12 protein-coding genes are annotated in these 13,586 nt (G+C 39.3%); 4 read left to right on the top strand and 8 right to left on the bottom strand.

Annotated elements, in window-relative coordinates; all coding sequences use genetic code 11:
- Positions 1-101 precede the first annotated feature (101 nt).
- Together AC3CH7_RS07630 and AC3CH7_RS07625 are read left to right on the top strand one after the other, a co-directional pair.
- Positions 102-896, top strand: coding sequence for an enoyl-CoA hydratase/isomerase family protein (locus AC3CH7_RS07630; RefSeq protein WP_012294465.1), 795 nt, complete (start codon positions 102-104; stop codon positions 894-896).
- Positions 897-1,154: 258 nt separating this feature from the next.
- A complete protein-coding gene (locus AC3CH7_RS07625; RefSeq protein ID WP_031415877.1) occupies positions 1,155-1,475 on the top strand; it encodes a hypothetical protein in 321 nt (106 codons plus the stop codon).
- A 250-nt stretch (positions 1,476-1,725) separates the two neighbouring features.
- Here AC3CH7_RS07625 and AC3CH7_RS07620 read toward each other — a convergent pair whose 3' ends face one another.
- A complete protein-coding gene (locus AC3CH7_RS07620; RefSeq protein ID WP_012294463.1) occupies positions 1,726-2,541 on the bottom strand; it encodes an ATP-binding protein in 816 nt (271 codons plus the stop codon).
- Positions 2,542-2,852: 311 nt separating this feature from the next.
- On the opposite strand from AC3CH7_RS07620, the gene AC3CH7_RS07615 reads away from it, so the two are divergent.
- A complete protein-coding gene (locus AC3CH7_RS07615; protein ID WP_012294462.1) occupies positions 2,853-4,028 on the top strand; it encodes an aminotransferase class I/II-fold pyridoxal phosphate-dependent enzyme in 1,176 nt (391 codons plus the stop codon).
- 43 nt (positions 4,029-4,071) lie between these two features.
- Here AC3CH7_RS07615 and AC3CH7_RS07610 read toward each other — a convergent pair whose 3' ends face one another.
- The 3 genes from AC3CH7_RS07610 to AC3CH7_RS07600 all read right to left on the bottom strand — a co-directional run bounded on the left by AC3CH7_RS07610 (position 4,072) and on the right by AC3CH7_RS07600 (position 6,721).
- A complete protein-coding gene (locus tag AC3CH7_RS07610; protein WP_031415875.1) occupies positions 4,072-4,437 on the bottom strand; it encodes a cupin domain-containing protein in 366 nt (121 codons plus the stop codon).
- Positions 4,438-4,506: 69 nt separating this feature from the next.
- On the bottom strand, positions 4,507-5,706 hold the full coding sequence (locus tag AC3CH7_RS07605; protein WP_012294461.1) for an AI-2E family transporter: 1,200 nt from the start codon (positions 5,704-5,706) through the stop codon (positions 4,507-4,509).
- A 64-nt stretch (positions 5,707-5,770) separates the two neighbouring features.
- Positions 5,771-6,721: an LCP family protein gene (locus tag AC3CH7_RS07600; RefSeq protein WP_012294460.1), complete on the bottom strand. Its 951-nt coding sequence runs from the start codon at positions 6,719-6,721 to the stop codon at positions 5,771-5,773.
- A 176-nt stretch (positions 6,722-6,897) separates the two neighbouring features.
- Between AC3CH7_RS07600 and msrA the strand changes: the two genes are divergently transcribed.
- Positions 6,898-7,419 carry a peptide-methionine (S)-S-oxide reductase MsrA gene (gene msrA, locus AC3CH7_RS07595; protein ID WP_012294459.1) on the top strand — a complete coding sequence of 174 codons (522 nt, stop codon included), beginning with the start codon at positions 6,898-6,900 and terminating at the stop codon, positions 7,417-7,419.
- Positions 7,420-7,496: 77 nt separating this feature from the next.
- Here msrA and recQ read toward each other — a convergent pair whose 3' ends face one another.
- The 4 genes from recQ to argS form a co-directional block, all read right to left on the bottom strand.
- Positions 7,497-9,269 carry a DNA helicase RecQ gene (gene recQ, locus AC3CH7_RS07590; protein WP_031415869.1) on the bottom strand — a complete coding sequence of 591 codons (1,773 nt, stop codon included), beginning with the start codon at positions 9,267-9,269 and terminating at the stop codon, positions 7,497-7,499.
- 7 nt (positions 9,270-9,276) lie between these two features.
- Positions 9,277-10,377 (bottom strand): hypothetical protein, encoded by a 1,101-nt coding sequence (locus tag AC3CH7_RS07585; protein ID WP_488381653.1) that lies wholly within the window; start codon positions 10,375-10,377, stop codon positions 9,277-9,279.
- A 256-nt stretch (positions 10,378-10,633) separates the two neighbouring features.
- Entirely contained in the window at positions 10,634-11,809 is a 1,176-nt protein-coding gene (locus AC3CH7_RS07580; RefSeq protein WP_488381652.1) for an MFS transporter, read from the bottom strand.
- Between the two features lie 100 nt (positions 11,810-11,909).
- The gene (gene argS, locus AC3CH7_RS07575) at positions 11,910-13,583 is read right to left on the bottom strand and encodes an arginine--tRNA ligase (protein ID WP_031415866.1); all 1,674 of its coding nucleotides are present in this window, start codon (positions 13,581-13,583) and stop codon (positions 11,910-11,912) included.
- Positions 13,584-13,586 lie beyond the last annotated feature (3 nt).

Genomic DNA, 13,586 nt, shown 5'->3' with positions numbered 1-13,586 from the left:
ATAACAACGCAATTTTATATGAAAATTCGTATAATTTCGTGTTTATCGTTCATGGTGTTATATAATAATGGTATAGACAAATATGTAGGGGGCTCTCTAAAATGCAAGTAAAGACGACTCGACTGGAAGCAGAAGACGCAAAAATTATTTATCAAGAAACTGCTGGGCTAGCAATTATTACGATCCATCGACCACAGGCGAAGAATGCATTAACCGCAAATATGTGGGATCAATTAGCAAAAATTGCCCTGCAAGTATTAGATAATCCCAAAAATAAAGTCCTTATTTTACGAGGCTCAGGACAAAATTTCACTGCTGGCTCTGACATTAAAGAATTTAATGCCATTTCTCTCGACAAGGCTGAAGAGGCGTTTATACATATGGAAAAGACCATTTCCACTATTGAGCGCTTGCCTATCCCTACGATTGGTGTGATTAATGGGCCTGCAATGGGGGCTGGCTTGGAATTAGCATTAGCCTGTGATATTCGTATTGGCTCTGACAAAGCCAAACTGGGCATTCCTGTTGGTAAATTAGGGATTACATTAAATAATAAATTTGCACAGCGTTTAGTACAGCTTGTTGGCCCAGCCACAACAAAGGATTTAGTGTTTACAGGAAGAATGTTTAAAGCAGAGGAAGCCTATAAGCTTGGGATGCTCAATTATCTTGTAGCAGAGAAGGATTTGAATAAATACATGATCCGCATGGGTAAGCTTGTGGCGGGAATGTCTCCTGAATCCTTACTGGCAGTAAAGCAGTCTGTCCAAGAATGCCTCGATAGTGTTCCAGCCTTATGGAAAGGCTCCACGCCATTTGTCGGCAATGATTTTGCAGAAGGTTGTCGAGCATTCGTTGAAAAACGCCAGCCACAGTTTACGCGTCAGCCCAAATAAAAATAGGTACTCTTCTCGCCCACTGGCGACAGGAGTACCTGCACCTGGACTTGGAAATACCTACGCTTCCACAGGTACAATGTTAGAGGTCAAACGTTAGCTCCTAATAGTACTATACGTGATATAAATATAACGTTAACTCTGCAATTATATTGAAATTGCTAGGTAATGACACTAAAATCGCATTTTACTAGTTTAAAAAATGGAAATCATTAATAAATATAGTCTTGATACTTGATATGGTGGAAGGAGAGGTAAATGAAAAAAATAATTATCTTTAATCTTTTATTTTGTATAGTAGTTATTTTTGTTAATTACAATTATTTTAATTCTAAATCTCGAAACGCTATCGTATACAACTATGTGGAAAACTATATGGAAACTAACTATGGCATTGCTAGAGAAAATTTAAAACCTGAAGAAATCGATTACATGAGAGGAATGGGTTTGTTTGAAATAGAAGTTAAAGATATAGAAACTAAAAATCATTACTTTTTTGAAGTGGATATTAGAGATGACTATTCATTATATTATTTAAAAGATCTTACTGAGGTTCATCGTAAAAATCAAGCTGATTAAAGAAAGTTTATTTCAACAGGTATCAGCAATATTTTGAGAGCAACATATAAAGTTTTACATACAACAAACAATAACTTGTTGAAGCCGCACGAGGCAGTTTAGTAATTGGAATCAAATAAATATTAAACCCGAGCAACGATAAAAGCCCAATTTCTCAATTTTTATGCTAAGAAATTGGGCTTTTTTATATTTCCTTATACGATTGAAAAAAGTGCAAAATAACTCCTAAAGTGACAGGAGTAAGAGTTTTTTATGATTTTTTCTTTTGGATACCTGACTTGGCATGAACGTGGATAGCATCCAATTCATAGCCAAAATGCTGATAAAATTCCGTCTGCACCGCCTGTTGTAAGTTATATAAACGTGCTGCTAACGGATAATCAATCGGTAGCCTTACCTGTAGGGACAAAATAGCTTGGACCTGTTCACCAAGTACAAATTGGACTTGCTCCACCTTTTGCACAAAATCCTGTTGTTGACAGCAATACGTAAGTAGCTGGACGTAAACATGATTACTAATCTCAATATACTCCCGTTGAAAATCAGGACGAACAATGGTTGTTTCCCCAATCTTTTCACGTTTTGTTGAAAAAATCTCCATTCCCTTTAGCACCAGTCGCTTAAAGAAATTTTGCTCAACTTGTCGGTAAGGGATCGGCATAACATGCTTCCCTTGTGTTTGTCGAATAAAACGAGCTTTTTGAATGTCCTTAAAGGAACGAATATCTTCCACATCATAATAATGCTCGATAGCGCCTAGCTCCAGCTGCTTCGCAATACTATTCGTCATTTTCGTTGACGTCCCAATTAGTAAAATAGATTCCACTCGATGGCTTGCTAGCGCCTTCTTGACTGCCTCACGGTGCTCCTGGTCGGTAAAAATGGCACGCCTTACAGCGGTAATTGTATTTTTTTCAAATTTAGCAGAAACTCCTGCGACTCTCACGCCATTGACAATGAGTAATCCATCATCGATAATCGCCTGTACGCCAATTTTATGGGCAAAAGATAGAGCGCTAGTGCTTTTTCCTGTGCCGCTTGGTCCACTTAACGAATATACCTTCAAAGTCCTCCCCCCTCTTATGCTAATTAATCTTTATAGCTGTTCCTCATGCTTTGATAGAGATGTTTGATGAATCGGTTTACTCCATGATTCCCACTGAAAAACTATATAGTAAGTATAATACAACTTCTACATTTACGGAATTTACAGTAGGTTTCCCCAACATTAGGCAATCCATTTTCGCTAGCCTATGCGCACATCCTCTACATTATATAAATATTTTCTTTTTTCAGAATATCTGTCCCTTTCTTCGCTTTAGTATGATAAAATGTGAACTACTATTCTGTTATACAACTACAAGGAGTGTACTAGTCTTGAAAATCGTACCATCTAAAAAAATGTCATTATTTACACCAGCAATTTTCGGAGATTTGAAAAATTTTGCGAGAGAGCAGCAGGCAAAGGGCATGACTCTGATTGACTTAAGCTTAGGAAGCCCCGATCTTCCTCCACATGCCAAAATTCGCGAACATCTATCTTATCGAGCAGGTTTAGCTGAATCGTATGGCTATACACTTACAGGCACACAGCGTTTTTATGAGGCTGTCAGCCGCTACTATAAGCGCCGTAGCAGCGTTGATTTAGATCCTACTACTGAAATCATTCAAACAATTGGCTCTCAAGAAGGCTTAGTGCATCTTCCAATGGCCTTTTGTGATCCTGGAGACATCGTGCTATCGACAAACCCAGCATACGTTGCGTATGACGCAGGCATTCACTTAGCTGGTGCAACACCCTATTACATGCCTCAAACAGCTGACAACAACTACCTTCCAGACTTAGACGCTGTACCAGAAGATATTGCCCATAAAGCAAAGCTATTAATTTTAAACTTACCAGGAAATCCAGTACCAGCGATGCCATCCTTAGCATATTTTGAAAAAGTGATTGCCTTTGCTAAAAAATATAACATCATCGTCCTGCATGATGCAGCCTATTCTGAGTTTTATTTTACGGGCGATGGACCGATTAGCTTCCTTGCTACACCAGGTGCAAAAGAAGTAGGGATGGAAATTAACTCCCTTTCCAAAAGCTTTAGTTTGGCAGGAACACGGATTGCCTATATCGCAGGAAATGCTGAAATGATTGCGATTTTAAAGCAATTAAAATCGAATTTAGATTTCGGTATTTTTGAGCCTATTCAAGATGCAGCTGTCGTTGCCCTCGATCACGCTGAAGAAATTACAGCAAGCCTACGTGCAACCTTTTCTGAGCGTCATCAAACATTGATGAATGGCTTACAGGCACTAGGTTGGGACGCAGCACCTTCTAACGGTGGGATGTTTGTTTGGGCAAAGTATCCATATGATATGGATTGCACCGAACTCGCTTTTAAATTGATTGAGCAGGTTGGCATTGTTACGGTTCCAGGTACTGTATTTGGAACGGCAGGACAAGGTTATCTGCGCTTAGCACTTGTGCAACCAGCGAAAATCCTTCAGGAAGCTGTCGATCGTTTAGCGCAAGTACAATTACTACAAGAAAACTAACATAGAAAACCCTTCTAACAACATGCTAGAAGGGTTTTATTCATTAAATCCAAACATCATTTTCAGCAGTAAGCGCAGTTTTTTCCTCACCCGTATTTACTACCCCAGCAGGCTCTACGAGCAAAATTTTACACTCGGCTGCAGCGTAAGGTTTATGTTCAACTTGGCGTGGTACGACAAACATTTCACCCTCCTTTAATCTTACTTCTCCATCACGAAATTCAATGACAAGCTCCCCTTCAATCACCATAAACACTTCATCTGTATCATCATGTTTATGCCAAACAAAATCTCCGATTACTTTAACCAGTTTGAATTGATATTCATTCATCTCAGCAATTACCTTTGGAGACCAGTGCTCTTGGAATTTTGCAAATTTTTCTTGAAAATTAATAGGTATGTAGGTCATGCTATTTTCCCCCGTTCTTTTTTTCCTATTAAAAACACAGCTACTGTCAAGCGAAGTAGCTGTATCCTCTTATACATCATATTTTTGGTGAACGTCATCCTCATAACGGTTATAGCGCTGTTTAAATAGCTTGAATAGATGAGTCACAAGCACTTTAAAGATTGCATAACCTGGAATCCCCAAAATGACCCCAGGGACACCAAATAGCGAGCCTGCCGTTAATAATACAAAGATAATTGTAATTGGGTGAATACTGAGCGATTTCCCCATAATTTGTGGAGAAATAAATTTTCCCTCAATTAACTGAACAATCGTCCATACAATCGCTAGCTTAATCAACATCAATGGTGATGTGACAAGAGCGATAATAACGGCTGGTGTGATGGCAATAACAGGACCTAAATAAGGCACTACACTTGTAATCATCGCAAGGAAGCCGAGCAATAAAGCATATTTCATACCAATTATTAAGAAGCCAATTGTGACCATTGCACCAATACACATAGATACTAAAATTTGCCCTTGTATGTAAGAACTTATTTGCTTGTCCATATCATGGAAAATTTCAGTCACTTCTTTACGCATACGCGGTGGGCATACTTTCAGCATAAATTTCGGTAATTTTTCGCCTTCTTTTAGTAAATAAAACAAGATAAATGGTACGGTTACAAGCGATAGGACGATGCCTGTTAACGTTGATAGGAAACCCGTAATACCGGATGCTACACCCTGTGCTATATTTGTAGCCGTATCTTTCACAGTTTTTACCATATCAGTAGTAAAGTTTTTAACCACTTCATTGTAGTCAAAGTTAATTTTATCTAAATAATCGTTAAAACGTGAATGATTAAAGAATGCAACAAATTTTTCCGTAAACTTCATAAAATACTCTGGGAATTCCTGCACTAAGTTCGTAAATTGGTCACGTAAAAACGGATAAACCAACACAACGAGCAGTGTTATGACCCCAACTACCGCGATGTAGAGTATTAAAATACCCCAAATTCTTGGAATACGCCATCTAACCAATATCGCCAATAATGGACGTAATAAATAGTACCCAATGACAGCTAATACCCCTGGTAAAATGACGACTTCAAATAACACTTGAAGCGGGGTAAAGATAAAGGAAACTTGATTAAACATAAAAATAACACATGCAACTAATAATAAAATAACCAGCGTAAATAATAGGTTTCTACCACCTAAGAAACGAATAAACTTGGTTGCTAACAGGTTTGAACGTTCTTTTGGTCTTTCTTTTTCCATATATCCACCCCAATCAAAAAACTCTACCTTTATATTACAGGATAATGCTGGATTTTGCTAAACATCACTCCAGTGAAATGCCTAAAAAATCGCTTAAAAAGGCTTTGTTTTGTTCCACATCAATCACGATCGAATCGCCGGCATGGCTAAAGTTTTGGAATTGGTAGCTTCCTTCGATTGGAATCGTTGCTTTTTCAATGTTCACCTTGCCCTTTGATAGTAATTTTAGCACTTGTTGCATTTCTTCAGCAGAAGAATAATCGGTTGTAATATAGCCTTGTGCTGCCCCTACGAATTTTGGTAAATGCAATACATTCGCAGGTGTCAAAAGCTCATTTTTTAAGGCCTCTATGACCTTTTGCTGACGAGCAACACGACCGAAATCACCTTCTGCATCATGACGGAAGCGTGCATAGCCTAGTAACTCCTGTCCATTTAAATGATGTACACCTTGCTTCAACTCTACCCCAATATTTTCGGACATATCCTTCTCAACATCCATCTCAACACCATTAGGTGCTAAAATATCCACCAACGATTCAAAGTTTTTAAAATCAATAAGGGCATAATGGTGAATCGGTAAGCCGAACATATTTGTTAGTGTATCCTTAAGTAGCTGTACCCCATCTAAGTAGTACGCTGTATTAAGCTTATAGGATTGATAGCCAGGGATATCCGCATAAATATCCCGCATAAAGGATACCAGTTTAATATCGTTGTTTGATTTATTCCAAGATAATACCATCATCGTATCTGTTCGAGATTTTTCCTCGCCACGTGTATCGACACCGAGAATTAAGTAATTTTCAATATCGCCTTTTAACGTATCGCCAGAGAAATCCTCCTGCTCGACTTGTGTTTGATTGGCAAGCTTTAGTCCACTGCGGTACTGCATAATCGAGTAGCCTGCCACTACTATGATACACAGTAATAATAATGTGAAAATTGCTCTCCCTTTACGAAGCTTTCGGTTTTTAGGACGTTGTGAGCGTCTTGTATAATCTTGCTCTTCCATAATGACTAACTCCTCTATTTTTTTATAGTTAATGTAACGATTGATTAGCCGGAAAGTTTCATTTGTTGATAGAGGAAGTCCCAACTTCAACTATCTTATTGTTATTTTACACCCAAATGCTCAGTTTTTTCGCCAAACAATGCTATAATATTTTCACAAAAGAAAGGATGATGTACATGATAGAAAAAGCTACTTTTGCTGGCGGTTGTTTTTGGTGCATGGTTAAGCCATTCGTCGAGTGGGATGGTATACATAAAGTAACATCTGGTTATATGGGCGGTCATTTAGAAAACCCAACATACGAGGATGTTAAGAAAGGGACTTCTGGCCATCTAGAGGTCGTCGAAATTGAATTCGATCCAGCCATTTTTAGCTATGAACAACTGTTAGACATTTATTGGATGCAAATTGATCCCACTGATGCTTTCGGACAGTTTCATGATCGTGGAGAGTCCTATTCAACGGCCATCTTTACTTACACGGATGAACAAAAGAAAATCGCCGAGGCCTCGAAAGAAAAGCTTGCCACTAGTGGACGCTTCGATAAACCTATTGTAACCAAAATTCGGGATGCTGAACGCTTCTATCCTGCGGAAGACTATCACCAAGATTACTATAAAAAAGAAGCTAATCACTATCAGCAAGACCGTGCTATTTCCGGCCGTGATGAATTTATAACTAAGCATTGGGATCAATAAACAATTAGAGGTGCCTCAACCATTTCATTGAGACACCTCTCTTTTTTGTAAAAGCACGTGCTTGATCGAAAATTGTCCTAGATGGGTGTTTCTAAAAACGATTGTAACGCCTCAAAGAAACGTTTGCCGTATTTATCAAATTTCACTTCACCAATGCCGCTTATGTGGCGTAAATCGTCCAATTCTGCTGGCTTCTTGTCACATAATTCACGCAATGTTTTATCCGAGAATACTACAAATGGCGGTACTTTCTCTTCATCTGCAATTTCTTTTCGCAACACACGTAAATGTTCAAATAATGGATCATTATCTACCAGTTTTTTAACCGTTACAGCTTCTTTCCGCATGACCTGTCGTTGGCCAAGTAGTACTTCTTTGCCCTCGGCTGACACATAAATAGTTGGATATGTGCCGTGTTTAACAGCCAATAAACCCTCTGCAATTAGAAACTCAATAAAGTTCGAGACATCTTTAGACGAATAATGTCCCTTCAAAATACCATAGGTGGATAAACGAGCAAACCCAAATTCCGTCATTTTTTGATTTTTGGAGCCGATGAGTACTTGTGCTACCATCGTCTTGCCGAATTTTTGGCCCATCCGTACAACACAAGCCAGTACCTTTTGTGCATCCTCTGTCACATTCATCACGGTACGACCATCATTACAATTACTACAGCGACCACAAGGCTCCTCTTGTACTTCACCAAAATACGCTAAAATAGCATTTTGAAGACAGCCCTCTGTATGGCAATAGTCGACCATTGTTTGGAGCTTCGCTAATTCCTGTGGTATTCGTGCCTCGTCTTGCGATTGCTCAATAAGAAAACGCTGAGTTTGAACATCACCGGAGGCATACAATAATATACAAGCACTTGGAAGACCATCTCGACCAGCTCTCCCTGCTTCTTGGTAATAGCTCTCCATATTCCGAGGCATTTGATAGTGCAGGACAAAGCGCACATTGCTTTTATCGATTCCCATGCCAAAGGCGTTGGTAGCCACCATAATACGCGCCTCATCTTTTAAAAATCGCTCCTGCTCTGCCATACGTAGTTCCTCTGATAGCCCCGCATGATATTTGGCTACTGCTTCTCCAGTACGACTAAGCATGTCATAAATCGCGTCTACCGCCTTTCGTGTGGCGGCGTAGATAATACCGACTTCCTGTTTATTTTTCTGTAAGTAATTTTTAATATAACGTTCTTTATTTTCTCCAATTAGCACCGAAAGTGCCAAGTTATCACGCGTAAAGCCTGTCATCACTGTTGCATTTTCGTCAATGTTTAATAAATGCCGAATATCCTCACAAACAGCAGGTGTCGCAGTGGCGGTAAGAGCTAATACAGCTGGCTTCTGCGGCCACAGTGTAAAAAGCTTTTGAATGGAGCGATAACTTGGTCTAAAATCATGACCCCATTGTGAAATACAGTGAGCTTCGTCTACCGCAATTAATGGGACAGATAAATAGGACAATGCTTGAAGGAAGGAAGCACTTTCCAGTCGTTCAGGTGCGATATAAAGTAGTTTTAAATAACCAGCACTAGCTAGCTGCATCGTTTCATTCACTTCTTGTGCTGTTAATGTACTATTTATATAGGCAGCAGGAATATTAGCTGCTCGTAAAGCTTCCACCTGATCTTGCATTAAAGAAATAAGGGGCGATATGACAATTGTCAGCCCCTCAAGTATTAACGCAGGAATCTGATAGCAAATGGATTTCCCACCACCTGTTGGCATCACACACAGGCTTGATTGTCCATGTAATGTTTGTTCAATAATTTGGGCTTGTCCTTGCCTGAAGGCTTCATAGCCAAAATGATGCTGTAGCATTTGTCTTGCTTGCTCCATGCAAAGTTCACTCCTCAGTAGTAAGACGAAGTAACTTGTATTCGCCCTGTTCATTTTTCATAATTTCGTAAAGCATAATGGAATGGGCAAGAGCTTCCTGCCCTGCTGCATTGGTCAATACATACTCCGTTTTAGCTCGTACCTGAAGATGCTGATTCACTATACGAATATCTTGAATGTCTGTGTTCGAGAAATGAATCTTCGCTTGCTTAGAGGCATAGTAAGCAACCATGCCGCCCAGAGTGTCTTCCAATTCTTCTGACCCTACTATCGGCTCCATGACACTTGCATCTTGAATAGTTACAGCTCCTTTTAAATGCTTATGGAATGTATCTAAAAAAAGAATGATTTCATCTTTATTATACGCAAAAATATTTTCACCGTATTGCTCGAGGGCTTGCTGAACGGTTTCTTGATCCCCCTGCTCTATATAAGGATATAAATTTTTTGATTGGGATAGGCGTATACTCGCCTTCATGCCATCCTTTAACCATTTTTGCATAAATGGTTGAATTTCCTTTATCGGCAATATGTATGGTTGTGCTTCTCCTTGCTGCTGGCGGTTAAAATAAAGCCCCACAATTGCTCCGTTTTCCGCCTCCATCACCGGGCTCCCTAATGGTAGCTTTTCTTGTGTATCAATATAATAGGCAGCTATTTTATCTTGATATTTTTGAATCGTATAAGGTAAGCCATTCACGTAAACTGACAGCTGATTGAGCTCCCCTTCATACATTTTTGGAACTTGCACATTCGCTTTATAGGTCACTTGCAAAAGTGCAACATTATGTGCCGTTGACATGAAATGAACATTCGCTGCCACTAGCTTATCCTGACCAAATTTCACAAGGGCGGTTGGCTTTGAGGCTACCAGTGCGCCATTAGTTAAAATATAAAGCTCATCCTCCTTTTGCTGAATAATAATGCCTGCACCAACTCCATGCTCACCTATCACCTCAACCTCAGGCACTATCTTTTCTTCTTGCTTGGCCACTGTTTTTGTTGGCACCTCTGCTTTTTCTGCTTGAAACCAACCTGCACCAATTTGACTGTCACAACCTGTCAACAGCATGGCCGCCGCTCCTAATACGAGCATCTTTTTATACATACCTTCACCAAAACTTTCTTTTCAACTATCTCTCTTGTCTATCATAATCAAGGACTTAGGATGTTTCAAGTTTACATAATATAATTATTGTAATTAAAATAGTAGTAAAATACATTATTCCCTTCAGTTCTATTTCATTCTACCTATTAAAATTAATGGATTCTCCGATTTGCTATGAAAATGGATGGATTTTAGGCCTTCAAAATATTTTTGACAGAAAAAAAGACATGCATTTTGAATGGCATGTCTTCTCGAATTAATTTTTTCGTAGTAGCCCTGTCGTGGCAATTATTCCAAGCATCAATGCTAGAAAGATGGCGTACGTCCATGTATGGTTGCCTGTCATGTCATAGCAAACGCCAATCAAAACTGGGATGATGGCACTTAACATAAAGCCACCTGAAAATACCATGGATGACCAGCTGTTGGCTTCTTGATCATTTCTAGCCTCATCAAGCGGTAACAATAAACCAATCGGAAATAGCCCACTTAAAACAATGCCGATAATAAATACGGCCAACCACAAATAGATCCCTGACATAAGCCATAATAATGTAAAACCTATCAGCCCAAAACAGCCTAACGCCAATACCCATGCTAATCGATTTGTCCATTTCTCCATAAGCATGGGCACAGCAATATTACCCATCATTTGTATAATCGACATAAATGTCAGCATTATACTCGCTACCTCAAGCGTCAAGCCTTTGTCCTGTAAAAGAGGTGTAAGCCACGACATCATTGAGAAAAACAATGAGGTTTGTAAGCCAAAATACAATGCGATCAGCCAAGCACGACCTGTTACCCAAGGATTACGTACCGGCTCGTTGTTGGCCGAATTTTGAACATCTGCCCCTTGTTCTTTTGGGATTACCCAGCTCCATATAATTAGTGAGACCATAGCAAGTATGGCCCAAATCCCTAGTGCTATTGTCCATTGATTATCAAAATAGTGATAAAAGTTCACAGTCAAAGCTGCACTTAATGTCGCACCAACGCCTATACCAAATGAGTAAATTCCAATAACAATCGTAAAGCGTTGAGGGAATTTTTTCTTACTATACGCATTTAATATAGGGCCAATCATCGCAATGGCCAAGCCAGCTGCAAAACTTGTAACCACTAATAAAAGATAGCTTTCTTGGAATAAGCGCAGCCCATTTGCGAAGACAAGAATAGCCATTAATAGCACGATTGCTAATTTTGTGCCAAGCTTGCGCTGAAATGGTACAGCAAAAGGAGCAAATAAACCCATGCAAAAAACAGGAATAGATGTCAGAAAGCTCATACTTGTATTGGATACGTGTAAATTTATCATAAGGACATTAAAGAGTGGTCCAATCGCTGTTACAGCCGGTCTCATATTTAGTGCGACTAAAAATATACTCATTACCACTAAGATAAGTGAAACGGTCCATTGTTTTTTATTCATTTGATTAATCCTCTCTGCTGCCAATCAATAGAAGAGTTTTCTTTTATTCTTTTACCATGTATTCTATAAATGGTCAATGATTGGGTAAGTGGTCCGTTCCCTACATATTTTCTGGAGACTCAATACCCAGTAAAGCTAGTGACTCTTTTAAGACGATTCCTACACAATGACAGAGCGCAAGACGTGAAGCTTGCTGGGCATCATCGGCTAATATTTTTTGGTGTGCATAATATTTATTGAATAAGCGCGCTAGCTGTAAAGCATATTTCGCGATGAGCGATGGGTCAGCCTGGTTAAATGAGGCGTCTACCACTTGCGGAAATTGTTCCAATAATAAAATGATTGACCAAGCCTGTTGTCCTAGTGGAGCATATGACTTCAATTGAGAAGGCACATTTCCCTTTGCCAAGATGGAGCAAATACGTGCATAGGAATACTGTACGTATGGCCCCGTTTCTCCTTCAAAATTCATCATTTGCTCGATGGAGAATTCTATATCGTTTAGACGATGATATTTTAGGTCATTAAAGATTACCGCTCCAACTCCTACTTGCTGAGCCACTCGCTCTTTCTGCTGTAAATGAGGGTTTTTGTCTTCTATATTACGCTTAGCTGTCGCAATCGCCTCGGCTAAAACATCAGCTAATAATACCACCTTGCCTTTACGTGTCGACATTTTCTTACCATCTTTAAGCATCATCCCAAATGGTACATGCTGCAAATCTTTTGCCCAGCCATATCCCATTTTTTCAATCACCTGAAATAATTGTTTAAAATGAAGAGTTTGTTCATTACCCACTACATAGAAAATTTTGTTGGGTTGATACTGTTGCTGTCGGTAAAAGGCAGCAGCCAAATCTCGTGTTGCATAAAGTGTAGCTCCATCTGTTTTTGTTATTAAACATGGAGGCATTTCCTCCATCTCCACTACAAATGCACCTTCCGATTCCATAAGTAACCCTTTGTTTTGTAGCTCTGTTACAACCTTTGTCATCTTATCATTGTAAAAGGCTTCTCCAGTAAATTCATCAAATTTGATGCCTAGCAGCTGATAAATAGTCTGAAATTCATCTAATGATACATCACGGAACCATTGCCACAACGCTAAAGCCTCTGAATCACCATCTTCTAATGCTTTAAAGGCAGCACGTGCCATTTCATTTAGTATAGGATCTTGTTCAGCCATAGTATGAAATTTAACATAAATCTTTAATAATTCCTCTATAGGGGATGCTGTAATGGCTTCCTTATCACCCCAATTTTGATACGCAACGATTAGCTTGCCAAATTGGGTGCCCCAGTCCCCTAGATGGTTAATACGAATAGCCTGATAACCATTTTTCACTGCAATATTGGCTAAGGCATTACCAATGACGGTTGAACGTAAATGTCCCATAGAGAACGGTTTAGCAATATTGGGCGAAGAAAAGTCAAGGACGACACTTCCCCTTTCTGCTTGATTCGTACCATAGTTTTGTTGTTCCTGCATGATAAGACCCAACACTTGTTGTGTCACTTTTACTTGATGAAGAAAAATATTGACATAGCCACCGACAGATTGCACCTGATGGATTATCTCATTTTGTAATTGGCTTGCGATGTCTATTGCAATTTGTTGAGGGGGCTTCTTCCATATTTTAGCCAAGGTGAAGCAGGGAAATGCCATATCGCCCCTTTCTAAACTTTTTGGTTTTTCTAGTAATTGTTCCACGTCTTGAGCTGTTAGCTGATGATTTAAAATTTCAGCAATACTTTTTGCAATTTGTTGATTCATGTA

It is taken from the genome of Lysinibacillus sp. F12 (genome assembly GCF_057773605.1).
Note: the sequence above shows the minus strand (reverse complement) of the source record. Positions and strands in the feature narration are given on the sequence as shown.

Excerpts from the sequence above, each read along its gene's own strand:
- AC3CH7_RS07630 (WP_012294465.1), top strand. The coding sequence starts at position 102 with ATGCAAGTAAAGACGACTCGACTGGAAGCAGAAGACGCAAAAATTATT.
- AC3CH7_RS07625 (WP_031415877.1), top strand. The coding sequence starts at position 1,155 with ATGAAAAAAATAATTATCTTTAATCTTTTATTTTGTATAGTAGTTATT.
- AC3CH7_RS07610 (WP_031415875.1), bottom strand. The coding sequence starts at position 4,437 with ATGACCTACATACCTATTAATTTTCAAGAAAAATTTGCAAAATTCCAA.
- AC3CH7_RS07605 (WP_012294461.1), bottom strand. The coding sequence starts at position 5,706 with ATGGAAAAAGAAAGACCAAAAGAACGTTCAAACCTGTTAGCAACCAAG.
- AC3CH7_RS07600 (WP_012294460.1), bottom strand. The coding sequence starts at position 6,721 with ATGGAAGAGCAAGATTATACAAGACGCTCACAACGTCCTAAAAACCGA.
- msrA (WP_012294459.1), top strand. The coding sequence starts at position 6,898 with ATGATAGAAAAAGCTACTTTTGCTGGCGGTTGTTTTTGGTGCATGGTT.
- recQ (WP_031415869.1), bottom strand. The coding sequence starts at position 9,269 with ATGGAGCAAGCAAGACAAATGCTACAGCATCATTTTGGCTATGAAGCC.
- AC3CH7_RS07585 (WP_488381653.1), bottom strand. The coding sequence starts at position 10,377 with ATGTATAAAAAGATGCTCGTATTAGGAGCGGCGGCCATGCTGTTGACA.
- AC3CH7_RS07580 (WP_488381652.1), bottom strand. The coding sequence starts at position 11,809 with ATGAATAAAAAACAATGGACCGTTTCACTTATCTTAGTGGTAATGAGT.
- argS (WP_031415866.1), bottom strand. The coding sequence starts at position 13,583 with ATGAATCAACAAATTGCAAAAAGTATTGCTGAAATTTTAAATCATCAG.